The organism is Bradyrhizobium sp. AZCC 1577 (genome assembly GCF_036924575.1).
Classification (GTDB): Bacteria; Pseudomonadota; Alphaproteobacteria; order Rhizobiales; family Xanthobacteraceae; genus Bradyrhizobium.
Map to the genome: position 1 here is coordinate 4,076,366 of NZ_JAZHRQ010000001.1, position 23,122 is coordinate 4,099,487.

General features: G+C 63.1%; 23 protein-coding genes and 1 pseudogene. 21 read left to right on the top strand and 3 right to left on the bottom strand.

Translation table 11 applies throughout. The features are described from left to right. Window positions 1–112 precede the first annotated feature (112 nt). The 11 genes from V1278_RS19090 to V1278_RS19140 all read left to right on the top strand — a co-directional run bounded on the left by V1278_RS19090 (window position 113) and on the right by V1278_RS19140 (window position 14,327). Window positions 113–3,604, top strand: a complete 3,492-nt coding sequence (locus V1278_RS19090) for an indolepyruvate ferredoxin oxidoreductase family protein (protein WP_334381879.1) — start codon at window positions 113–115, stop codon at window positions 3,602–3,604. A 193-nt stretch (window positions 3,605–3,797) separates the two neighbouring features. Next, window positions 3,798–4,781, top strand: coding sequence for a transporter (locus V1278_RS19095; RefSeq protein ID WP_334381880.1), 984 nt, complete (start codon window positions 3,798–3,800; stop codon window positions 4,779–4,781). A gap of 90 nt (window positions 4,782–4,871) precedes the next feature. Then, window positions 4,872–5,198, top strand: a complete 327-nt coding sequence (locus V1278_RS19100) for a GcrA family cell cycle regulator (protein ID WP_334381881.1) — start codon at window positions 4,872–4,874, stop codon at window positions 5,196–5,198. 323 nt (window positions 5,199–5,521) lie between these two features. Further along, window positions 5,522–6,670: a thiolase domain-containing protein gene (locus V1278_RS19105; RefSeq protein WP_334381882.1), complete on the top strand. Its 1,149-nt coding sequence runs from the start codon at window positions 5,522–5,524 to the stop codon at window positions 6,668–6,670. Further along, a complete protein-coding gene (locus tag V1278_RS19110) occupies window positions 6,670–7,059 on the top strand; it encodes a Zn-ribbon domain-containing OB-fold protein (protein ID WP_334363295.1) in 390 nt (129 codons plus the stop codon). Before V1278_RS19105 ends, V1278_RS19110 begins: the two co-directional genes overlap by 1 nt. A gap of 205 nt (window positions 7,060–7,264) precedes the next feature. Next, window positions 7,265–8,125, top strand: a complete 861-nt coding sequence (locus V1278_RS19115; protein ID WP_334363294.1) for a MaoC/PaaZ C-terminal domain-containing protein — start codon at window positions 7,265–7,267, stop codon at window positions 8,123–8,125. A 153-nt stretch (window positions 8,126–8,278) separates the two neighbouring features. Further along, window positions 8,279–9,157, top strand: coding sequence for an SDR family oxidoreductase (locus tag V1278_RS19120; RefSeq protein ID WP_334381883.1), 879 nt, complete (start codon window positions 8,279–8,281; stop codon window positions 9,155–9,157). 21 nt (window positions 9,158–9,178) lie between these two features. Then, window positions 9,179–9,631 carry a GNAT family N-acetyltransferase gene (locus V1278_RS19125; RefSeq protein ID WP_334363292.1) on the top strand — a complete coding sequence of 151 codons (453 nt, stop codon included), beginning with the start codon at window positions 9,179–9,181 and terminating at the stop codon, window positions 9,629–9,631. Between the two features lie 67 nt (window positions 9,632–9,698). Beyond that, complete coding sequence (locus V1278_RS19130) at window positions 9,699–10,652, top strand: dihydrodipicolinate synthase family protein (RefSeq protein WP_334381884.1); 954 nt, start codon at window positions 9,699–9,701, stop codon at window positions 10,650–10,652. Window positions 10,653–10,656: 4 nt separating this feature from the next. Beyond that, window positions 10,657–11,457, top strand: coding sequence for an NUDIX hydrolase (locus V1278_RS19135; protein ID WP_334381885.1), 801 nt, complete (start codon window positions 10,657–10,659; stop codon window positions 11,455–11,457). Window positions 11,458–11,648: 191 nt separating this feature from the next. Next, window positions 11,649–14,327 carry a PAS domain S-box protein gene (locus V1278_RS19140; RefSeq protein ID WP_334381886.1) on the top strand — a complete coding sequence of 893 codons (2,679 nt, stop codon included), beginning with the start codon at window positions 11,649–11,651 and terminating at the stop codon, window positions 14,325–14,327. A 15-nt stretch (window positions 14,328–14,342) separates the two neighbouring features. On the opposite strand, the gene V1278_RS19145 is transcribed toward V1278_RS19140, so the two are convergent. Continuing rightward, on the bottom strand, window positions 14,343–14,693 hold the full coding sequence (locus tag V1278_RS19145; RefSeq protein WP_334384212.1) for a GrlR family regulatory protein: 351 nt from the start codon (window positions 14,691–14,693) through the stop codon (window positions 14,343–14,345). Between the two features lie 363 nt (window positions 14,694–15,056). On the opposite strand from V1278_RS19145, the gene V1278_RS19150 reads away from it, so the two are divergent. Next, a complete protein-coding gene (locus V1278_RS19150; RefSeq protein WP_334384213.1) occupies window positions 15,057–15,377 on the top strand; it encodes a hypothetical protein in 321 nt (106 codons plus the stop codon). A gap of 192 nt (window positions 15,378–15,569) precedes the next feature. On the opposite strand, the gene V1278_RS19155 is transcribed toward V1278_RS19150, so the two are convergent. Further along, on the bottom strand, window positions 15,570–15,953 hold the full coding sequence (locus V1278_RS19155) for a VOC family protein (RefSeq protein ID WP_334363285.1): 384 nt from the start codon (window positions 15,951–15,953) through the stop codon (window positions 15,570–15,572). A 160-nt stretch (window positions 15,954–16,113) separates the two neighbouring features. Here V1278_RS19155 and V1278_RS19160 point away from each other — a divergent pair, with 160 nt between their 5' ends. From V1278_RS19160 to V1278_RS19170, 3 genes are all read left to right on the top strand, one after another. Then, window positions 16,114–16,251 carry a hypothetical protein gene (locus tag V1278_RS19160; protein ID WP_334381887.1) on the top strand — a complete coding sequence of 46 codons (138 nt, stop codon included), beginning with the start codon at window positions 16,114–16,116 and terminating at the stop codon, window positions 16,249–16,251. 10 nt (window positions 16,252–16,261) lie between these two features. Next, on the top strand, window positions 16,262–16,852 hold the full coding sequence (locus V1278_RS19165) for a hypothetical protein (RefSeq protein WP_334381888.1): 591 nt from the start codon (window positions 16,262–16,264) through the stop codon (window positions 16,850–16,852). A gap of 135 nt (window positions 16,853–16,987) precedes the next feature. Then, window positions 16,988–17,446: a hypothetical protein gene (locus V1278_RS19170; RefSeq protein WP_334363281.1), complete on the top strand. Its 459-nt coding sequence runs from the start codon at window positions 16,988–16,990 to the stop codon at window positions 17,444–17,446. Between the two features lie 14 nt (window positions 17,447–17,460). Here V1278_RS19170 and V1278_RS19175 read toward each other — a convergent pair whose 3' ends face one another. Continuing rightward, window positions 17,461–17,835: a hypothetical protein gene (locus V1278_RS19175; protein ID WP_057843655.1), complete on the bottom strand. Its 375-nt coding sequence runs from the start codon at window positions 17,833–17,835 to the stop codon at window positions 17,461–17,463. A 1,041-nt stretch (window positions 17,836–18,876) separates the two neighbouring features. Between V1278_RS19175 and V1278_RS19180 the strand changes: the two genes are divergently transcribed. The 6 genes and pseudogenes from V1278_RS19180 to V1278_RS19205 all read left to right on the top strand — a co-directional run bounded on the left by V1278_RS19180 (window position 18,877) and on the right by V1278_RS19205 (window position 22,796). Beyond that, window positions 18,877–19,833, top strand: coding sequence for an alpha/beta hydrolase (locus V1278_RS19180; RefSeq protein ID WP_334381889.1), 957 nt, complete (start codon window positions 18,877–18,879; stop codon window positions 19,831–19,833). A gap of 305 nt (window positions 19,834–20,138) precedes the next feature. Beyond that, the gene (locus tag V1278_RS19185) at window positions 20,139–20,483 is read left to right on the top strand and encodes a hypothetical protein (protein WP_334381890.1); all 345 of its coding nucleotides are present in this window, start codon (window positions 20,139–20,141) and stop codon (window positions 20,481–20,483) included. A 505-nt stretch (window positions 20,484–20,988) separates the two neighbouring features. Beyond that, window positions 20,989–21,406: pseudogene (locus V1278_RS19190) on the top strand (VOC family protein). Window positions 21,407–21,511: 105 nt separating this feature from the next. Then, entirely contained in the window at window positions 21,512–21,829 is a 318-nt protein-coding gene (locus V1278_RS19195) for an ArsR/SmtB family transcription factor (protein ID WP_065746034.1), read from the top strand. Further along, window positions 21,826–22,311, top strand: a complete 486-nt coding sequence (locus tag V1278_RS19200) for an SRPBCC family protein (protein ID WP_334381891.1) — start codon at window positions 21,826–21,828, stop codon at window positions 22,309–22,311. Before V1278_RS19195 ends, V1278_RS19200 begins: the two co-directional genes overlap by 4 nt. A gap of 92 nt (window positions 22,312–22,403) precedes the next feature. After that, on the top strand, window positions 22,404–22,796 hold the full coding sequence (locus tag V1278_RS19205; protein ID WP_334381892.1) for an MAPEG family protein: 393 nt from the start codon (window positions 22,404–22,406) through the stop codon (window positions 22,794–22,796). Window positions 22,797–23,122: the final 326 nt, after the last annotated feature.

A 23,122-nucleotide genomic window follows, 5' to 3' on the forward strand; every position in this document is an offset into this window, starting at 1 on the left:
AGATTTGTGGTGCGCGGCCCGGAAAAACCGACATAGACTGGTTCTAACGAGTTCAGATGCTTAGCTAAAAAAGCGTCGTCACGATCAAGGCTTACCGCCAAAGAGGGCTGCAATGGGAATTAACCAGGGTCCGATCAGTCTCGATCAGAAGTACACGCAAGGGTCCGGCCACATCTTCCTGACCGGCATCCAGGCGCTGGTCCGCCTGCCGATGGCGCAAATTCGCCGCGACCGCGCCGCAGGGCTCAACACCGCGGGCTTCATCTCCGGTTACCGCGGCTCCCCCTTGGGCGGTTATGACCAGCAGCTCTTCGCAGCCCGCAAACATCTCGAACAGTACAACATCAAGTTCCAGCCCGGCGTGAACGAGGATCTCGCGGCCACCGCGATCTGGGGCTCGCAGCAGCTCAATCTCTCGCCCGGCGCCACGTACGACGGCGTGGTCGGCATCTGGTACGGCAAAGGCCCCGGCGTCGACCGCTGCGGCGACGTGTTCCGCCACGGCAACACGGCCGGCTCGGCTAAACATGGCGGCGTGCTGTGTCTCGCCGGCGACGATCACGGCGCCAAATCCTCTACCGTCCCGCATCAGTCCGACCACGCCTTCATCTCCGCGCTGATGCCGTACCTCTATCCCTCCAGCATCCATGAAATGATCGAGATGGGTCTGTTGGGTATCGCGATGTCGCGCTACTCCGGCTGCTGGGTCGGCATGAAGGTGATCACCGAGACGGTGGAAACCACCGCCGAGATCGACCTCACCGACGAGATGACGCCGTTCGCGATCCCGACCGATTTCGAGATGCCGCCGGGCGGCCTCAACCTGCGCTGGCCCGACGACCGCTATGCGCAGGACCTGCGCCTGCAGGACTACAAGGGCTATGCCGCGATCGCGTTTGCGCGCGCCAACAAGATCAACCGCATCACCATGGATTCGCCGAATGCCCGCTATGGCATCATGGCATCCGGCAAGAGCTACGAGGACATCCGTCAGGCGCTGCGCGAGCTCGGGATCACCGAGGAGGTCGCCGCCAAGATCGGCTTGCGGCTTTACAAGATCGGCATGCCCTGGCCGCTGGAGCCCGAAGGCGTCCGCAATTTCGCCATCGGCCTCGAGGAAATCTTCATCGTCGAGGAGCGCCGCGAGATCGTCGAGAACCAGGTCAAGCAGGAGCTGTTCAACTGGCGCGACGACGTCCGTCCGCGCATCGTCGGCAAGATGGACGACCACGACAAGCGGTTTCTCACCTTCGCCGCTGAGCTCAGCGTTGCGTCTCTTGCGAGCTCGCTGACCGAACGCCTGCTTCGACTTAATCTTAACCCCGAAATCGCCGCGATGCTGCGCGCCAAGGCCGACTGGTTCAATGGCCGACAGGCGACCCAGATGCAGGCCGTCGCGCCGGTCACCCGCACGCCGTATTTCTGCTCGGGCTGCCCGCACAACACCTCGACCAAGGTGCCGGAAGGCAGCCGGGCCTTCGCCGGCATCGGCTGTCACTTCATGGCGCTGTGGATGGACCGCAACACCGAGACCTACACCCATATGGGAGGCGAGGGCGTGCCGTGGGTCGGCGTCGCACCCTTCACCAAGGAAGAGCACGTGTTCGCCAATCTCGGCGACGGCACCTACTTCCACTCCGGCAGCCTTGCGATCCGCCAGGCGATCGCCTCGGGCGCCAACATCACCTACAAGATCCTTTATAACGACGCGACCGCGATGACCGGCGGCCAGCATGTCGACGGCGAATTGTCGCCGCAGCAGATCACCTTCCAGCTCCATTCAGAGGGCATCCGCAACATCTACCTCGTCTCGGAAAATCCCGACGCCTATCCGGCGTCCGAGATAGCACCCGGCGTCAAGACCGCGCATCGCGACGAGCTTCAGGATGTCATGAAGATCTGTCGCACGCTGAAGGGAACTTCGGCGATCGTGTTCGTGCAGACCTGCGCCGCCGAAAAGCGTCGCCGCCGCAAGCGCGGCCTGATGGAAGACCCGGCGCGCCGCGTCATGATCAATCCGGCCGTGTGCGAAGGCTGCGGCGATTGCTCGGTGCAGTCGAACTGCATCTCGGTCGAGCCGCTGGAAACCGAGATGGGCCGCAAGCGCACCATCAACCAGTCGACCTGCAACAAGGATTACTCCTGTCTGAAGGGCTTTTGCCCGTCCTTCGTCACCATCGACGGCGGCAAGCCGCGCCGCCGCGCGCCGGCCAGCCTTGGTGATATCGACGATTTGCCGGAGCCGGCCTCACTCCCGTCGTTGGAACGGCCCTACAACATCGCGGTCGGCGGCGTCGGCGGCACCGGCGTCTTGACCATCGGTGCGCTGCTCGGCATGGCCGCCCATATCGAGGGCAAGGCCAGCATGATCCTCGACATGTCCGGCCTGGCGCAGAAGGGCGGCGCGGTGCTGAGCCACGTCCGGCTTTCCGAACACACCGCCGACGTCACCTGTTCGCGGATCGTCACCGGTACCGCCGATCTCGTGATGGCCGCCGACGAGGTGGTCGCCGCTGCCAAGGATACCATCACGCTTTGTGAAGCTAGCCGTACCGTTGGCGTCATCAATACCCACGTGATCCCGACTGCCGACTTCATCCTCAACCGCGATTTCAATTTCCAGAGCCGCAAGGTCAACCACGTGCTGGAGACCGAGCTGCGCAAGGATTCGTGGTTCTACGATTTCACCAAGCCTGCCGAAGCGCTGCTTGGCGACTCCATTGCCACCAACATCATGATGCTGGGCTATGCCTATCAGAAGGGCCTGCTGCCGCTGTCGGCAAAGGCTATACTGCAGGCGATCGAGGTCAACGGCGTTTCGATCAAGATGAACACGCAGGCCTTCCAGCTCGGCCGTCTCGCCGCGGCCGATCCGGCGCGGCTCGACGCCATGATGAAGGGCCAGGACGAGCCAGTGGTGGCGAAGACGCTGGAGGTGATGACGCTGGACGAGATCATCGTCCATCGCAGCGCGCACCTCGCCGACTACCAAAATACCGCGCTCGCCGAGCGTTATCGGGCTCTCGTGAAGCGAGTCCGTGATGCGGCAATCGACGGCGGCTATGGCGAGGCCTTGCCGCGGGCGGTCGCGATCAACTACGCCAAGCTGCTCGCCTACAAGGACGAGTACGAAGTCGCGCGGCTGTTCACCGATGGCCGCTTCGAAAAGCAGCTCCGCGACCAGTTCGAAGGCGAGTTCAAGTTCAATTTCAATCTGGCGCCGCCGATCCTCGGCGGAGGAAAGGATGCGCTGGGACGGCCGAAGAAGCGCGCCTTCGGCGCATGGATGATGCCGGTGTTCCGAACATTGGCAAGGCTGCGCTTCCTGCGCGGCACGCCGCTCGACATCTTCGGCTACAGCGCCGACCGCAAGCTCGAGCGCGACCTGATCGTGGCTTACGAGAGGGATGTCGAAACCGTGCTTGGCCTGTTGTCGCCGGTCACCCACGACACCGCGGTCGAGCTGTTGTCCTTGCCCGACCGCATCCGCGGCTACGGCCCGATCAAGGAGAAGGCGGTGCACGACGCCAAAGCCCGCCACGCCCAACTCACCGCCGATCTCGCCAGCCCGCCCCCCGCGCCAAGGCAATTGGCGGCGGAGTAACGCTGCCGTAGGGTGGGCAAAGACGCGAAGCGTCGTGCCCACCATCGCACAACGATCGCGGTGCGAAATGGTGGGCACGCTTCGCTTTGCCTACCCTACGGGGTTGTCTCCAGAGCTTCGATGGGGTGTAGTCGCCATCAGCTTGCCACTGCGTTGACGCATTGCCTGCTTCACACCAGCAACGGGTTAGCGGATGGACCAGGCCCTCGCCGACATCGGCATCATCTCCGCCTATCGCTTCGCGGGCGACGGCTCCGCAACGAAGCTCGATATCGCCAACCTCGATGCGGAACTCGCCGATCCGCACGGCTGGCTGTGGCTGCATTTCAATCTGTCCAACCGTCGTTGCCACGACTGGCTCGCCAGGAGTGCTGCGCTGTCCGATGTCGCGCGCGAGACCCTGCTCGATGCCGACGAGCATATCCGCCTCGATATATTTGACGAAGAGATCGCCGGCGTTTTGCCCGACCTGCATCAGGAGTTCATGCAGGAGGGCGACGATCTCCTGCGGGTGCACTTTGCGATATCGTCGAAGCTGATGATCACCGCCCGGCGCAAGCCGCTGCGCGCGATCGAGCTGACACGGCGTGCGATCGATGGCGGCCGCAAGTTTCCCACCCCGGTGTCGCTGTTCGATGCGATCGTCGACCAGTTCGCCGATGTGATCGGACGCTATTCGGCAGGCCTCGGTGACGAACTCGACATCGTCGAGAATCATGTCCTGCACGACGAGATCGACGATGAGCGGTTGCGGCTCGGCCGCGTGCGCCTGCAGGCGATCCGCACGCGGCGGCAGCTCTCGCAGATCCGGGCGCTGTTTCATCGCCTGGAGACGCGCGAGGACGTCGAATCCGAAACCCTGCTGTCGGCGATGCGCAAGCTCGCGCAGAAGTTCGACGCGCTCGACTACGAGTTCAGTGCGATCTATGAGCGCGCGCGGCTGCTGCAGGACGAGATTGCCGGCCGCATGACGGCGATCACCAACCGCCGCCTTTTCACGCTGTCGGTCCTGACTGCGTGCATGCTGCCCTCGACGCTGGTCACCGGCTTCTTCGGCATGAACACCAAGGACATGCCGTTCCAGACCGGCGACGGCGGCACCTGGTACGCGCTTCTGCTGGTGATCGCCGCGGGAGCACTAACCTGGTGGCTGCTCAGGCGGACCAAGGCCCTGTAGGCGGAGAGCCGGACAAATCTCGCCGCATGTCGTTCAAGCAACGTAAGCAACGACTAGCCTGTCGCTCGCAGTCGATGTATAATCATCTCCATGGGTTGGGATGCGAAAGACGTAGCACTGCTCAAAAAGCTCTGGGCCGATGGCCACAGCGCCGGTCAGATCGCAAGTCGGTTAGGCCTTAGCCGCAATGCCGTGAGCGCCAAGTTGCAGCGCATGGGCCAGAAGCGCGGTCGCAAGCCGCCAACCGCGAACCCCAGGATCGTATCGGTGCCGAAGCGAAAGGTGGCGCTGTCGGCCTGTGCGCGCCCGGCGGACAAGGTCGTGTCCCCGCGCAAGCCGGCGGCAACGCAGCCCAAGGAATTCACGAAGCGCCAGCTTTACGCGATGCTGGTTGATGCGGTCAGGAATACCGGCTGACGCTTGCTGATTGGCCCGTCAGCAAATCAGCGGGCGCCGCCGTGCGGCACGCATCCAAACCCATCCACAAGCCCGCTGCCGTCACCCGGCATTCCCTGCGCCCTCTCATCAATGAGGGCGCCGCGCCGCGAGAACGCGGCGCTGTGAAACGTGGAGCCGAACGGCGGGCGCGCGTTCCGGCCTGATAAGATTTTCGCCGATAATCATCCCGACTTGAGTCTAGTCGCTACGCTCTCGCCCGGCGGAATATTTCCGCGCTTGCCAAGGGGGCGGCGACAGGCCAGAAAAACTTTCGGAAAGAAGAAACGCCAACGGAGAACGATTTGACCATCAAAGGCAAAGCCTACATTGCCGGGATCTACGAGCATCCCACCCGGCACGCACCCGATAAATCAACGGCACAGTTGCACGCCGAGGTCGCCAAGGGCGCGATCGAGGATGCCGGGCTCACCAAAGCCGATATCGATGGCTATTTCTGTGCCGGTGACGCTCCCGGCGGCGCCTGGCCGATGGTCGATTACCTCGGATTGAAGGTGCGCCACGTCGATTCCACCGAGACCGGCGGCTGTTCCTATTTGATCCATCTCGGCCATGCGGCTGAAGCGATTGCCGCGGGCAAATGCTCGATCGCGCTGGTCACGCTCGCGGGCAAGCCGCGCACCGGCCCGATGCCGCCGCGCGCAGCGGGCGCGGAGGCTGATTTCGAGGCGGCCTATGGCGCCACCACCCACAATGCCTATGGCATGTGTGCCATGCGCCACATGCACGACTACGGCACCACCAGTGAGCAGCTCGCCTGGATCAAGGTCGCGGCATCTCATCACGCCCAGTACAACCCGCACGCCATGCTGAAGGAAGTCGTCACCGTCGAGGACGTCATCAACTCGCCGCTGATTTCGGACCCGCTGCACCGCATGGACTGCTGCGTCGTCACCGATGGCGGCGGCGCGATGATCGTGACCACGCCGGAGATCGCCAAGAGCCTGAAGAAGCCGCTTGTGCGGCTGATCGGCCATGGCGAGGCGATGAAGGGTCCGCGCGGCGGCAAGGATCTCGATCTTACGTATTCCGCCGGCGTCTGGTCCGGCCCGCGCGCCTTCGAGGAAGCGGGCGTGACGCCAAAGGATATCAAGTACGCCTCGATCTACGACAGCTTCACCATCACGGTGCTGATGCAGCTCGAAGACCTCGGCTTCTGCAAGAAAGGCGAGGGCGGCAAGTTCGTCGCCGACGGCAATCTCATTTCGGGCGTTGGCAAGCTGCCGTTCAACACCGACGGCGGCGGCCTCTGCAGCAATCACCCGGTCAACCGCGGCGGCATGACGAAAATCCTCGAGGCCGTCCGCCAATTGCGCGGCGAAGCGCACCCGAAGGTGCAGGTCAAGAATTGCGACCTCGCGATCGCCCATGGCACCGGCGGTCTTCTCGGCTTGCGTCACGCCGCCTCAACCTGCATTCTGGAGCGCGTGTGATGGCTGAAGCAAAGAAATATCCGGCGCCGGTGACCAATCCCGAAACTGCCCCGTTCTGGGAAGCCGCCAAGGCCGGCAAGTTCATGATCAAGCGCTGCACGGCTTGCGGCGAGGCGCACTACTTCCCACGCTCGATCTGCCCGTTCTGTTTTTCGGACAAGACGGTGTGGGAGGAAGCTTCCGGCGAGGCGACGGTCTACACCTACAGCCTGATGCGGAAGTCGCCGACTGGTCCATATGCGATCGCTTATGTGACGCTGAAGGAAGGACCGTCGCTGCAGACCAACATCGTCGACTGCGATCTAACGAGCCTGAAGATCGGCCAGAAGGTGAAGCTGGTGTGGAAGCCAACCGACGGCGCTCCACTGCCGTTCTTCACCGCGGCCTAGCCCTAGAAAGTACCTTCCCCCCTTGCGGGGGAAGATGGCAGCGAAGCTGCCGGAAGAGGGGTGTCTCTCCACGAGAGAGATGTATTTGCCGAGGCAACCTCTCTCCCAAGCGAGTTTGTGTTCGACGCCGGTGTAGCCCTCTCCCGCAAGGGGAGAGGGCGCTGTAACGGGCGCCGGCAAAAGAGGTTCGGGGAGAAGAAACGAAATGCCGATCAACTACGAACAGCTCATGGCCCTGAAAAATCTCGGCCAGAAATACGCCTATACCGATCGCGAGGTGATGCTCTACGCTTATGGCATCGGCATGGGCGCCGATCCGATGGACGAGAGCGAACTCGCCTTCGTCAACGAGGGCACTTTAACTCCGCGTCCCCTGAAGGTCGTGCCGACCTTCGCCTCGGTGGCGGCCTGGGGCTCAAGCCCCGGCGAAATGAACCTCAACCGTGTCATGGTGGTCGACGGCGAGCGCGACATCACCTTCCACAAGCCGCTGCCGAGCGCGGCCAAGATCACGGCCGACTCGACCGTGCTCGACGTCTTCGACAAGGGCAAGGACAAGGGCGCCGTCATCCGGCACCAGACCGTGTTGAAGGACGAGAACGGCGACAAGCTGGCCACGCTCGTCGCTTCGCGTTTCGCCCGCGGCGACGGCGGTTTTGGCGGCCCATCCGAAGGCCAGCCCGAGCCGCACAAGGTTCCGAACCGCGCGCCCGACAAGATCGTCGATATCACGACGCGCCCGGACCAGGCGCTGGTCTACCGGCTCTGCGGCGACCGCAATCCGCTGCACTCAGATCCCGAGTTTGCGAAGAAGGCTGGCTTTCCGCGGCCGATCCTGCACGGCATGTGCACCTACGGCATCACCTGCCGCGGCGTGCTGCAGACCTACGCCGATTACGATCCATCGGCCTTCAAGCAGCACGTTGCCCGCTTTTCCTCGCCGGTCTATCCCGGCGAGACCGTAACGATGGAGATGTGGAAGGACGGCAACATCGTCTCGTTCGAAGCCAAGGTGAAGTCGCGCGGCGTCACGGTGATCAAGAGCGGCAAGACGGTGCTGGGTTAGATCTCGTTCCCCGGACGCAGCGCAGCACGTAGTGATGCGCTGCTGAGCCGGGGCCCATGACGGAGCCACGATGGGTCCCGGCTCTGCGACGCAGCCTTTCACGCTGCATCGCGTCCGGGACACGAGAACGGAAAACAAGGCGGGAGAAACACCATGGGATTGCTCGACGGCAAAGTTGCCATCATCACCGGTGCAGGCGGCGGGCTCGGTGAGGCCTATGCCAAACTGTTCGCGCGCGAGGGGGCGGCCGTCGTGGTCAACGACCTCGGCGGTCCCCGCGACGGCTCCGGCGCCGACGTCTCCATGGCGAAGAAGGTCGTCAACGCCATCAAGGAAGAGGGCGGCCGCGCCGTCGCTAATGGCGCCGACATCTCGACCATGGCCGGCGGGCAATCGGTGTTCGACGACGCCATCAAGAATTTCGGCCGCGCCGATATCCTGGTGAACAATGCCGGCATCCTGCTCGACGAAACCTTCGCCAAGGCCAAGGAGGCCAATTGGGACAAGGTGATCAGGGTGCACCTCAAAGGCACCTTCTGCTGCACCCAGCCGGTGTTCAAATGGATGCGCGAGAATGGCGGCGGCGTCATCGTCAATACCTCCTCAACCTCGGGCCTGATCGGCAATTTCGGCCAGACCAACTATGGCGCCGCCAAGGGCGGTATCTGGGGACTGTCAAACGTGCTGGCGATCGAGGGCCGCAAGTACAACATCCGGGTCTGGACCCTGGCGCCGGGCGCGTTGACCCGCATGACCGCAGATCTGCCGCGCTATAGAGAGAACCCTGGCGCCGCGCTCGGCCCGGACGGCATCGCGCCGGCCGTGCTATACATGGTCAGCGAGTTGTCGGGCGACCAGACCGGCAAGGTGCTCGGCGTCTCCGGCCCGCGCGGGGTGCGGGAGATGCGGATGATGGAAATGGAAGGCTGGAAGCCGCCGTTCACGGGCTGGAAGGCCGAGGACATCGTGACCCACGCCAAGGAGATCTTTTTCTCCGAAGAGCAGATCAAGATGGGCGCGCGACGGTTCTGATTTCGGTGTGATGGAGGTGCCATGCTAGCGTTGCGGCCCGCGCGTCCGGAGGAAGGTGCAGCTCTCACCGAGCTGTGCCTGCGCTCAAAGGCGGTCTGGGGGTATGACGACGCCTTCATGGCGGCCTGCCGCAAGGAGCTTACGCTGACGCCGACGAGCATCCTGGCGTCCCAGGTGCAGGTCGCCGAGCTCGACGGCCGCCTCGTAGGGCTTGCCGAAGTGAAATGCAGTGGCGATACGGCGCAGCTCGAAAAGCTGTTCATCGAGCCGACCATGCTGCGGACCGGAACAGGTCGAAAGCTGCTCGATTGGGCCAAAACCATCGCCCGCGCGGCTGGCGCCACCGCACTCATCATCGAAGCCGACCCCGATGCGGCCGAATTTTACCGCTGCATGGGGGCGATCGATGACGGGCTTGTTCCATCGGGCTCGATCCCGGGCAGGCTCATTCCGAGGCTTAATCTGGCGCTTTGAGGGGCAGGTCGGTGGTGCTATCCATGATCAGAAATATTCCGTCCAGCCCCTGCCAAAGAAGGTAATCATGAAGCTCACCGCCCAGGCCGCAGGCACGTTCGCAATCGCGCCGACGCCGTTCCACGACGACGGCCGCATCGACGAGAAATCGATCGATCGCCTGACCGACTTCTACGCCGAAGTCGGCTGCGACGGCGTCACCGTGCTCGGCATCTTGGGCGAGGCACCGAAGCTCGATGCTGCTGAGGCCGAGCAGGTAGCGATCCGCTTCGTCAAGCGCGCCAAAAACATGCAGATCATCGTCGGCGTCTCGGCGCCCGGTTTTGCCTCGATGCGCTCGCTGGCGAAAGCGTCGATGGATGCTGGCGCTGCCGGCGTGATGATCGCGCCGCCGCCGCATTTGCGCACCGATGATCAGATCACGGGCTATTTCAAGCAGGCGCAGGAAGCGATCGGCGACGAGATCCCCTGGGTGCTGCAGGACTATCCGCTGACGCTCAACGTCATCTTCACGTCCGCCGTGATCCGCAAAATCGTGATGGATTCGCCGTCCTGCGTGATGCTCAAGCACGAGGACTGGCCGGGCCTGGAGAAGATCACGACGCTGCGTAATTTCCAGAAGGACGGCTCGCTGCGGCCGCTGTCGATCCTGGTCGGCAACGGCGGTCTGTTCCTCGACTTCGAAATGGAGCGCGGCGCCGACGGCGCCATGACCGGCTACGCTTTTCCGGAACTGTTGATCGACGTCGTGAAGCTGTCGAAAGCCGGCAAGCGCGACGCCGCTCACGATCTGTTCGATGCGCACCTGCCGCTGATCCGCTACGAGCAGCAGCCAGGCGCGGGCCTGTCGGTGCGCAAATACGTGCTGCAGAAGCGTGGCATCATCTCTTCCAGCGCGCAGCGCAAGCCCGGCGCGACGATTACGGCGACGGCAAAGGCCGAAGTCGATTATCTGTTGTCGCGGGTGGCGCGCGTCGACCGCCGCGCCAATCTGCAACCGCAGTCCAGCGCGGCGGGCTAGTCATATGGCCGAAGCCGTCGCCCCGCGTCCTGCATCCACGATCCTGCTGCTGCGCGACAGCGCAGACGCCAAGGAAATCGAGGTCTTCATGATGGTTCGCCATTATGAGATCGATTTCAATTCCGGCGCGCTGGTGTTTCCCGGCGGCAGTGTCGACAAGGGTGACAAGGAGATCATCGCGCGGCCCGAACTCTATTCGGGAGGCGAGGGGCTCGACGAAGCCACGCTGAGTTTCCGCATCGCCGCGATCCGCGAAACGTTTGAGGAAAGCGGCATCCTGCTGGCGCGGCCGAAGGGGGCGACGGCGTTGGTCGATGCCAAACGCGCCAGCGAGATCGAGGCTATCAATCGCGCCGACCTCTGCGACAGCAAGATCACGTTCCTTAACGTGCTGTCCGACAACGGCATGGTGCTGGCGCTCGACAAACTCGTTCCTTACGCGCACTGGATCACACCGGAGGGCATGCCGAAGCGCTTCGACACCTGGTTCTTCCTTGCCGCCGCGCCACCGGAACAGGTCGGCGCCCATGACGGCCGGGAATCCATCGACTCGATCTGGGTATCGCCGCGCGAGGCGCTGGAGGGCGGTGAGAGCGGGCGCTTCAAGCTGCCGTTCCCGACCACCCGCAACCTGATCAAGCTCGGCAAGCAGGCCAGCGTGAAGGCTGCGCTCGACGACTCCAGAGGCAAATCGGTCGTCACCGTGACACCCGTGATGACCCGGAACAATGGCGGCCGGCAGCTCCGCATTCCCCCCGAGGCCGGCTATGACGGCGAGGTGTTCGAGGTCGGCTCGGTCGGCTGACGGTCCCAAATCGCCTCGGTATCCACGGGCGGTCCTGCCGGCCATCCCCATCGGGAAAGGTTAACAGCCATTCGCCTTGGCTGGCCCGCCTCTTTTGGGTCCGGATGGCTAATCCGGCCGATTCCGGCATGTTCCCTACGGCCCGAAATACATCGTATATTGCGCCCGATTGGAGCCCGGCCCCGACCCACATGACCGCTGAAACGCCGCCGAATTCGCCGCCGCGATCGTTCTCGCTTTCGATCGGCCAACTGACATTCGGCAGTTTCATGCTGGTGCTGGCGGTGATCATCATCACCTCGACCGCCAGCGTCATCGCCATCCGCCACATCGATTCGACCTTTGCCGAGTTGCAGCGGCTGCAGAGCGTCGGCGATCTGGCCGAGGATATCGATCGCCGCATGAACGAATTGCGGCTGGCGGCGCGGGATTTCGTCACCGATCGCGGCAACCAGTCGCTTCAGGTTGGCGAAGCCGCCAACGCGCTCGGCGAGATCCTGAAGAAGACGCGGCTTGAGCTCGCGCCGGAGCAGCAGGACATGATTGACGGCGTCACCGAGCGCCTGGCAACCTACCGCACCGGCATCGAGCGGATTTCCGCGCTGATCAACCGCCGCGCCGAGATGATCGTCGCGTTGCCGCCCTTGCGCGAGCAATTCGATACTGCGATCGCCGAGGCATCCGATCCCAACCTTGCGATGGCCCTGGCTCAGACCCAGAGCCGGATCGCTTCGGCGTTGCTTGCGCATAACCCTTCGGCAGCCGAACAGGCTGCGGAAAGCATGCGCTCGATGACGATCGCGGACTCAAAGCTGCGCGCGATCGTCGACGATTATGCGCTGGCGATTGTCAACATATCGATCCGCGAACGGCAGATATCCGACATAGACAGGGAAGTGCTCGGTGCGGAGGGCCGCCTGATCCAGCGCGTCACCGAATTGTTGCGCGACGTCAGCGAGCGGCGGGGGCGCGTCCTCTCGCGTGAATTTGCGAGGACCCTGACGGAGGCGAAATGGCAGAGCATCGTTCTCGGCACTGCCGGCGTCCTGATCGGACTGTTTGCGTCGCTGCTGGTGGTTCGGCGCACCGTGCGTCCGCTTGCCGCGATCGCAGGCTCGATCCGCGCGGTAGCCGGCGGCGAGAAGAACGCCTCGATCCCGGCGACTGACGTGGACAACGAGATCGGCGACATCGCCCGCGCGGCCGAAGTATTCCGGCAAACGCTGGTCGATGCCGACACCGCACGCGAGGCGGCGGTGCGTGCGCTCGCCGAACAGCGGCTTGCGGAGGAAAGTTACCGTAAGCTATTCGAGTCCTCGGTCGACGGAATTTACGTCACGACGCCCGGCGGCGCGCTGCTGAACGCCAACCCGGCGCTGGCGCGGATGATGGGCTATGCCACGCCGCAGGGTCTGATCAACGGCATCGGCGACATCGCGGATACCGTTTACGTCCACCCCGAGGCGCGGGCGGAATACGAGCGGCTCATGCAGCGCGACGGCATGGTGCGCGAATACGAGTACCAGGTTCGCACGCGCAACGGCTCGGTGCTGTGGCTGTCCGACAGCGCGAGCGCCGTGCACAACGAGGCCGGCATTGTCGTCCGCTACGAAGGAACGGTGCGCGACATCACCGACCAGAAGCGGGCCGAGGATGCGATCGCCGAAGGCCGCCGCCTGCTGCAAATGGTGATCGACACCGTGCCTGCGGTCATCAACGTCAAGGATAAGCAGCTCCGCTACGTCCTGATGAACCGCTATATGGCCGGCATTTTCGGGGTCGAGCCGGGGTATGCGATCGGCCGCACCACCGCCGAGTTGATGTCGCGCTACGGCGCGCAAAAGACCGACGAGCCCGACAAGCGGGTGCTGGCGGTTGGCAAGGAACTCGGCTTCTACGAGGAAGAATACAAGGACGCGTCCGGCCATATGCGGCAATGGCTGGTCAACAAGCTGCCGATCCTGGATGCGGCCGGCGAGATCGAGAACATCGTGACGGTTGCGCTCGACATCGGGGAGCGCAAGCGCGTCGAATCCGAGATGCGCAAGGCCAAGGATGCGGCGGAGGGAGCGCTACGGAACCTGCGCGAGACGCAGAATTCGCTGATCGAGGCGGAAAAGCTCGCCGCGTTGGGACGGCTGGTGGCCGGCGTAGCCCACGAGGTCAACAATCCCGTCGGCATCAGCCTGACGGTGGCGTCCGCGTTGGAGCGAAAGACGTCGAACTTTGCAGCGGAGGTCGCCCGCGGCGAGTTGCGCCGCTCCAGCCTGAACGATTTTCTCGATACAAGCCGCTCGGCGTCTTCGCAGCTCGTCGCCAATCTCAACCGCGCCGCCGAGCTGATCCAGTCGTTCAAGCAGGTCGCCGCTGATCGCAATTACTCGGACCAGCGCACCTTCGACCTCGGCGATCTCACCGAGCAGGTGGTGATGTCGTTGCGGCCGGGCCTGCGCAAGCACAATCTGACGCTCAATGTCGAGTGCCAGCCCAACCTGATGATGAACAGCTATCCCGGGCCGTACGGACAGGTGCTTACCAACCTGTTCCTCAATTCGGTGGCGCATGCCTTCCCGGACGGCAAGCCGGGCACGGTCGATATCCAGGTGCGGGAGTCCGGCAAGGACAATGTCGAGATCATCTTTTCAGACAACGGCATCGGCATGAGCCTCGATGTCCGCCGCCGCGCCTTCGATCCGTTCTTCACCACGCGGCGCGATCAGGGCGGCACCGGGCTCGGCCTGCACATCGTCTACAGCATCGTGACGACCCGCCTCGGCGGCCGGCTCGACCTTGATTCCGAGCCGGGCGGCGGCACGCGCATTCAAATGATCCTGCCGCGCACGGCGCCGCTGGAGCAGGCGGCGGAATAGGGGCGCGCCCGGCCGCTAGTTGATATCAGCCAATTTGTGCAATGTGGCGCCGAAGATCTGGCTCGCTTTGCCGACGAGCGCGGTTCCATTCATGCTGCCGCGGGTGTCGGTGAAGGTTCCGGATACGCCGATGCCGACCGGGGCGGGGCCGCCGAACAGCGGATTATCGTTGTCGCGCGGGGTGGTGTGACGCTGCACCAGGACCTCGCCCTTGAAAGTGTCGCCCTTCACGGTGTAGGTGCCGGTATAAAACAGATAGGCGTCGCCGCCGAGAATCTGGCCGTCCCGGAACAGAATAACGCCGCTGCCCTTGCCGGTGCGCCCATCCAGCAGGGTGACGTGGATCGAATAGAGCCCGTTCTTCATGGCGTCCCAGATGCCGGCGTCCGCGCCCACGGAAGCTGGTTATCATTTATGCCAAAGCGTGGCCCATAGCGTCAACGCGTCAGGTTGCCTGCCGATTCCTGTACAGGAAGCAAACACGGAGCGTACCGTCCCGGCGTGACGTGAGGGTGACGGGCGGTGAACCGAATCAAGTTGGCCCGTGAAATGCATAGTGCTCTCCGGCACCGGCCGGTGGGTGCAGGAGCAGAGAAACAGGTGATCAACTGGATCAATTCCGGCGGCCACGTTGCGCGCCGACGCACAGAGAAAAACTCCCGTGAAACTACGGCCCGCCATCGTGTGGGCCGCTGCAGAGAGCCGCTGATCATCGGCAGCGTGTTGCTGATGTTGCCGCTGGCCTCGGCTCCCAGCGAAGCCCGCGATCCTGACGGCCGTTATGCCAACTCACCGCTGAAGCAGTGGTTCGACAGTCTAAGGAGCGGAAAGGGACCGTGTTGTTCCGACGCAGACGGCAGCGCCGTCAGCGACGTGGATTGGGAATCAAAAGGCGGGCACTATCGCGTTCGCATCGACGGCGAGTGGCACGACGTACCTGAAGATGCCGTCATCACCGAGCCGAACCGGGCAGGGCGAACCATGGTCTGGCCGATCCGCGGCTATCAGGGATTGAGCATTCGCTGCTTCATGCCGGGATCGATGACGTAACGCGCGAGCACTGGCCCGACCCACGACTGTCATATTCCGCGAAGGCGGAGTATCCAGTACGCTGCGGCCTCTCGGTTTTGTTTGGTGCCCCTGGAATACTGGGTCACCCGCTGGAGCCTGTCACCGGGCGCGCCGAAGGCGAGACCCGGTGCCGGGTGACGACAATTTCAGAAAGACATGCTCACCGGCGCGTCAGGCATATTTCTTGTCGCGTTCGAGCAGTTCGATTGAGATGCCCTGCGGCCCACGGATGAAGCAGATGCGAACGCCTGGACGTATGGTGGTCGGTTCCTTCGTGAACTCGACGCCCTTGGCCTTGATCTCGGCGGCGACCGCGTCGATGTCTTTCACCGTCAGGCCGAAATGGTCGAGCCCCTGATAAGGCGTCACGGGCGGCGCACTGACGCCGTCGCCGGCGGTAACGGGTGCGATGAACACGTTGGCGCCGCCCAGTTTGACGTCGATCCGCCCCGGGGCGCGGACGATCTCGCCGCCCAGAATGTCTTCCAGCCAGGCGGCAGTCGCTTCGGGATCGGGGCTGCGCAAATGCACATGGTCCCAGGTAACGGTCGGCATCTCGATCGGTCTCCCATTATTGTTGTTGCGGCATTGTTGTTGCGGCGCTGAAGGTCGGTTGCGCCGCGACGGCAATGAAGCCGCCAGCCAATGCACAACTCTATCCTGCAAGCCTTATCCTGCAAGCCTTGCACCGCCGCCGCAATATTGTCGAGGTGGCATGAAACCATTGCTGCCCTGGATGATTGTTGACGGCGGCGGGATCCGTACAGCGGCGGTCGTGATAGAAGCCGTACGGGAAAACGCCCGTATGGCTTTTTTCTTGCGCGGCACGGCAATTGCCGACGCTGCCGGGTGAGGGCGAGGGTATGAGAATCGCCGGGTGGTCGTTCGGAAAATTCGAAGCGCGGCTTGCCGTGCTGCCGGCCATCGCTATCGTTGGATGCGCCATATGGTTGATGCTCCCGCAAGCGAGCGATGCCGAAAGCCATTCAGCAGCGACGCCGTCTGAAGTTGCCGGCGTCACGCAAGGCATATCCCGCACGGATGATCCGGCCGCGACTCAGGCGACCTCGCCGAGTCCGGGTCCGTCAGCAGTTTCTACCAATCCCAACCAGGCGGTACCTTTCGACATCGTGCTGCCAGAGACGATTGCCCCTGCCAATTCGCCGCTCGACGGCCTGAAAATCGTCTCGCAGTCATGGCGAAGGGGCGGGCTCGGCTCGAAAGCGCTGGTGACGTTCACGCTTCGCAATACCAATGACTACGCGGTGAGGGATATCGAGATCGCCTGCAATTTCATCCGCCGGGACGGCAGCCATCTGACCGCACGCAGGCGGATCATTCCCGATACCGTGAACATGAAGAGCCGGAAGCGATACGCACGCGTGCTGGTCGGGTTCGTCAACGTCAACGCGAATAAGGCAAAATGTTCACTGGTGACAGCCAACCGCGTTTAACCCTGTGCGGCCGAACTCACGTTTCATCTCCAAAATGTGACCTGCGCCTTTGAACCTTGCAAGTTGAGCAGGAACTAAACGCTATATGGCCCGTTGGGCGATTAAACCGCGCGTTCGCGCGGGGGAGCAAGACCAATGCCCGTGGCGCGTTATTTCCTGTTTGTCGGCGGAGTGCTGCTCGCGCTGTTGTTGGCGATCGATGCGTTTGTCCCAGAACAGGCGGTCGTGGCCAGCCAGGCCGTTTCTTCGGTCGACAAAACTGTGGTGCGCATTCGTTCCGACCAGAAGCTGCCGGAGCGGGTGGTCTTTGACACCAACCTTCCGATCATTGTTCCGCCGCCGTCCGTGACCGCCCAAGCGGTTGCGCCGTCCGCGCCTGCCGCAGCCCCTGCCTCGGCCGACACCGCCGCTCAGGCGTTTGCCCAATACGTCCCGGCGGAGGCGAAGAAGCCGGAGCCGCCGATCCAGCGCAAGCGCAAGGTGGCAAGAAGCCGTCAGGCGCCGCCGATGCAATTCGCGCAGCCGCCGCAAGTGCGGGTCGCGCAGCAGTCACAGTTTGGCTTCTTCGGTGGCCCGAGCTGGAACACCTGGTAAGCGCCCCGCCTGATTTAGCGCGGTAGCTTCGGAATCTTGTCCGCAAAACCATTATAGCAGGTCAACCGTTCGTCTTCCTCCTTGACGAAGCGGCAGTCATTGACGCCCTTCGCCGCCGGCGCCTTTGGTTTGGGCTGTGGCGCATAAATGGCGTCGTAGCAATTCAGGCGTTCCTTGGTCGCATCGTCGATGTCCTGGCAGGCCTGCAACTTTTGGGCGACCGACAAAGGTTTTTCTTTCTTGCCCGCTGTCGGATTCTTCGACCCGACCACAACCAGCGGTTTTCCGCCGATGGTGGGAGGATTGGCCGGGGCGGCCGGGGTACTCGTTCCCTGAGCCAGCGCCGCCGCCGGATACAGGATCGCCAGCGTCAGGATGATCTTTCTCATATGAAATGTCCGAATAGCCGTAAGCTGAACCAGCGCCGCTGCGAGAACCACAACTCCCGACCCTCGGAATCGAAAATCCCGCTGGGCGCCTGTGTTCTCTAGCATCATCCCCGAGCGTCTGTCTAACCCGTTGATTTAATAGCCATTCAACTGAGCCTGCGACGGTCTGGAGGGGGCAGCCGGGCCCTGACATCCGTGTTGCACGCGCGCTGCGGACGCTGCATTGGCGCTGTCCATGGCGAGGCTGCCGGACCCGAGCCATCGCAGAAGGGCGACGTCGGCTACATTCCGCAAAGCTGTGGGCCCATTCGATCGAGAATGTCGGCAGCGGACCGGCGCGCATCCTGATCGGATTCAATCCGGCATCCACGAGACCATCTGTCGCAATGGATCGCGGCAAATCGCAAGGATGTCCTCGCCACGAATTTCGGCCGCCGGCGGAACTATTCGGAAAATTCCCCCGACCGCGACGTGGTTATCGCCGCAAAGGATGGGCCCGTGGAGGAGCGCGCCCTTTGCGTCCTTGAGAACGTCGCCTGATCTCGCAAGCAATCGCATCAGTGGGTTCAGGCGCAGATCTAACGCAGGCGATAGGCGTCAAATGCGTGGGCCAGGAATATGCCGATGCTGACGAAGATGAGGAATGCCGCCACGACCTCGGTCATAGCCTTCCTCCCTGTATTGCCATGCCGAGAAGGGCGCGCTTGAGAAATTCGCGGTAGATGAGGTTCAGGACCGATACCAACATGATCTAACCCCTGGTTTGATTGTGGGACCCTAGCGGCACTTTGTTTCCGGAGCGCTTCGCGGCGGAGCCGAATGGTTTCGTCGCGCCGGCTCGCGATCACAGAATTGCGACGGAACCGGAACCATCCAAAACAAACCGTGTCAGCGATCGGCCCGCCCTTTTCTCGCCATCCTAATTCAGGAGACGTGCGGGGCGGTGCTACGGGGCAATGTTCCCAAAGGTCCTACGTGATCATCCCACATTTGCAGCAAAACGAGACTTTTAGGTCGCGCCGCGCGTTCCTGCGCGGAATTGTGTCTTCGGCCAGCGCGCTTGCGCTCGGCGGATGCGCCAGCCTCGGCGCGACGGGCGCGCGTTACGACGCTTCGTCGCTCTCGGTGGAGCCGACATTGCTCATCGCAACCACGCGCAAGCCGGTGAGCGGCGGGCGTGCGAAACCGTGGTTCGGGCCGGAGCGGGCTTCGAAGATGATCGTGGCACGGGCGAAGCTGGTGCCGCCCGACGAGAATCGTTTCTCGCTCGCCGCAGCCGGACTTGGCGATTGGCGTCTCGATACGGTCGAGCCAGTATCGGGAGAGGTCGGTGATCTTCTCGGGCAAGCCAGCGGCGGCTCGGACGTGCTGATTTACGTGCACGGTTTCAAGCAGACGTTCGAGACGGCGGCGCTCGATGCCGCGCACCTCGCCGACGGCATCAGATTCCGCGGCCAGACGATGGTGTTCTCCTGGCCGTCCAAGGCGGGACTGTTCGATTACGCCTATGACCGCGACAGTGCGATGTACTCCCGCGATGCCTTCGAGCGCGTGCTGCATTCCCTCGCGACTGCCCCGAGCGTCGGCCGCGTTCACATCGTCGCGCACAGCATGGGCACCATGCTGACCCTCGAAGGGCTGCGCCAGCTCTATGCGCGATATGGCGACAGCGTTGCCGGCAAGATCGGGGCCGTGGTGTTCGCCTCACCGGACATCGATATGGATGTGTTCTCTTCGGCGACCCAGAATATCGGACCGCTCACCCGCAAGATCACCGTCGTCGCCTCGACGAATGATCGCGCACTTGCGTTGTCGGGACGATTGGCAGGCGGGATGACGCGGGTCGGCGCCGCCGAGAAGGCCACTATCGAGCAGCTCGGCGTGCGCGTCATCGATGCGTCCGATTCAGGCTGGGGCATCATCAACCACGATCTGTTTCTATCCAATGCCGAGGTACGGAAGGTGATACGCCGCTCGATCGATACCTCGGCCGCGTGAGCTCGCCTTCGGCGCAACGGCATCGCACGGCAACATGATGGCGCCCGTCCATCGCCGACAAGCGGTCATCACAACGTCACGGTGTCGTCACCCATAATCTCGCCAAATTGACGGAACAATTATTCGTGGCCGGCACGGTGGTGCCCGGTCTCGCCTCGAACTGCTCAACGCTTGATTGCTCAACGTCCGCACCGCCGACCGGTTGTCGGCGCGCGATGCTTTGCGAGTCGATCGGGGAGATCTGGGCGACGGCGGGCGTTTGCCGGCGATCCAGATTGTTCAGTTGTTACAGAGGAATAAAAATCATGCGTCAAGCAACATCCAAGGCCGCGGCAGGTTCGCGCGCGAACCATCGACAGGTGCTATCACTCGCGGCGGGCGTCGCCTTGCTCGCGGGCGTCACTACCGCTCATGCGCAGAGCACGGGCATCGCCTCCTGCGACGACTTCCTGACCAAGTATGACGCCTGCGTCGTCTCCAAGGTCCCCGACGCACAGCGCGCGATGTACAAGACGCAGATCGACCAGACGCGCAAGGCGTGGGTCGACATGGCCAAGAATCCGTCGACGAAAGCGACCATGGAAGCGACCTGCAAGCAGACCCTGGACGCGACGAAGGCATCGCTCACGGCCTATGGCTGCTCGTTCTGATCGGCGCCTGCGCCGCTGAAGGGAGTGGCGTCGAATGGGCGCCACTCCTGAAGGCGGGCGGGCCGAACCGGGACGCGCGAGGCTAATGATGACGGCACGACGCGCTTTTCGGAACTTCGATCGAACGAGATGTGCAGCACTCGCGCGCGCTTATCCGAATTAACCCCTTGTTAACCATAACGCCCCAACATTGCCTCCCATAAGGAGTCGCCACCGACCGTAGTTCGAGGGCGCGATTGACCGTTCATCTTGGGGGCGAGCAGAGGCTCGCGGGGCTCCAAGGAGCAACGTCATGTCATCATCTGGCGTACGCCTGCTGTCCGATTTCGTCCCGGCGATTTTCGGCGCACTTGGTTTGGGTATTCCGATCGCGGTTGCGATCATCTGGATCTGTTCCTGATCGCGGCATGTCGCTTGTCTTCGAGGTTCGGGCAGGCGGGGCTTGGCGTGCCCCGTCAGGCTCGAAGTGGCGCGCCACGGTCGATGAACTCGCTTGGTATGAGCGATGAATCGGCATCTTTCCCTCGTCAGCCTCGTGGTCGCGGACTATGACGAGGCGATCGCCTTCTTCACCGGCGCCCTGGATTTCGAGCTGTGTGAGGACACGCCGCTCGGCGGCGGCAAGCGTTGGGTGGTCGTGCGCCCCACCGGGCGGTCCCGGCTCAGGCCTGCTATTGGCGCGGGCTGACGGTCCGGCTCAAGTGGCGCGCATTGGTGACCAGACCGGAGGGCGAGTCTTCTTGTTCCTGGAGACGGATGATTTCGATCGCGATCATGCGCGCATGATCGCAGCCGGCGTGCGGTTCGTTGAGGAGCCACGGCATGATGCCTACGGAGTCGTCGCGGTTTTCGAGGATCTCTGTGGCAACCGTTGGGACCTGATCCAGCGCAAGTCGATGCACGGCTGCGAAACCAGTCCTTAGCCGACGCCGCCGCGCCAAGAGGCGGTTTGCTCCAGCGCGTCGCGCCCCGGCACGCTGCGAGCGGCTCCGATTGACAATATAATCAGTTTATACTAATCATAAGCGATGACTGTTGATAATGCCCAGTTAGCCTCCCTTGGCGACCCGACCCGCCGCGCGATATTCGAGCTAATCGCAGAGCACCCACGCTCAGTCGCGGAGATTACCCGGCAGGTTTCGGTCTCGCAGTCGGCTGTTTCCCAGCACCTCAAGGTACTGCGCGAATCGCGCCTGGTTCGTTCCGAGCCGAAGGGTGCGAGCAACGTCTACCACATCGATCCACACGGGCTTGGCCAGATGCGTGCTTGGCTCGACCGGTTTTGGAGCAAAACGCTGGCGGCCTACAAGGTCGCCGTCGAGCAACCACCAGAGGAGTCACAATGAACGCGCATATATCAGTTGCGTCCGTGAAACAGTCCGTCGTGGTCGAGGCGCCGATCGAGCGCGCATTCAAGGTCTTCACCGAGGACTTCGGCAGTTTCAAACCGCCCGAGCACAACATGCTCGCTGTCCCGATTGCCGAGACGGTGTTCGAGCCTCGGGTCGGCGGCTACCTCTATGATCGTGGCGTCGACGGCAGCGAGTGCCGCTGGGCGCGCGTGCTGGCCTACGAGCCGCCCGACCGGGTGCTCCTGAGCTGGGACATCAGCCCGCAATGGCAGGTCGAGACCGATCCGGACAGGACCAGCGAGTGGGAAGTGCGCTTCACCGCCGAGACGGCTGACCGCACCCGCGTCGAGATCGAGCACCGGAATCTGGAGCGCCACGGCGAAGGCTGGGAAAGCGAGCGCGACGGAGTTGCCGGCGATCAGGGTTGGCCGCTGTACCTCAGGCGGTATGCCGACCTGTTGGCCCGCAAGGCCTGACGGCCGCATGTCAACCGGCTCGGAGCGGGGACCGTGAATCGGCCCGACGACGGCGAGCGGTCGCCGGGCGGAGCTTCAGCATAGGATTTGCTATGCCATACTACGCTGCGATCGTCTCGTTGCTCACTGTGGCGTTCCATTTCTTCCTGGCCACGCGCGTCGCGGCGGCACATGGAAAGTTCAACGTGAAGCTTCCGGCAACGACCGGTAATGCCGACTTCGAGCGCGTGTTTCGCGTGCACATGAACACGCTCGAATGGATGCCGACCTTCCTGTTGCCGCTGTGGCTTTGCGCGATTTATCTGAACGACATCGCGGCCGCGATGCTCGGACTCGTCTGGATTGGCGGACGTGTATTGTACTTCACTGGCTACATCAAAGCTGTGGAGAAGCGTCTGCCCGGGTTCTTCATCCAATCGACCGCATGCGCCTTGCTGTTCGTCGGCGCCGTTGTCGGCATCGTCCTGCGCGGGACAAGCGGTTGATCGGCGTCGGTGGTGGTGACAGTGCACTCAACTCGACAACTTGACAAAGTCAATCGAAGGCCCGGCCGAAGTTGGCGGCGATAGCGTGTATCGAGTGGCGCGCCACGGTCGATGAAGATGGGCACTACTCCTTCGCGATCGCGCTATGATGTGGGAGCCTACGACACGCCGCCCTAGCTGAAAAAGCGAAGGCCTACGATTAAGCGCTACGCTTCATCACCGCGATTGCGGCCTCCACACGCAGTCACGGTGTGCCGCATCTGCGATCACGGGCCCGCGCCCACGGCGATGGGGGAAGTACCCCAATAAGCAGCCCTATTTGCCAC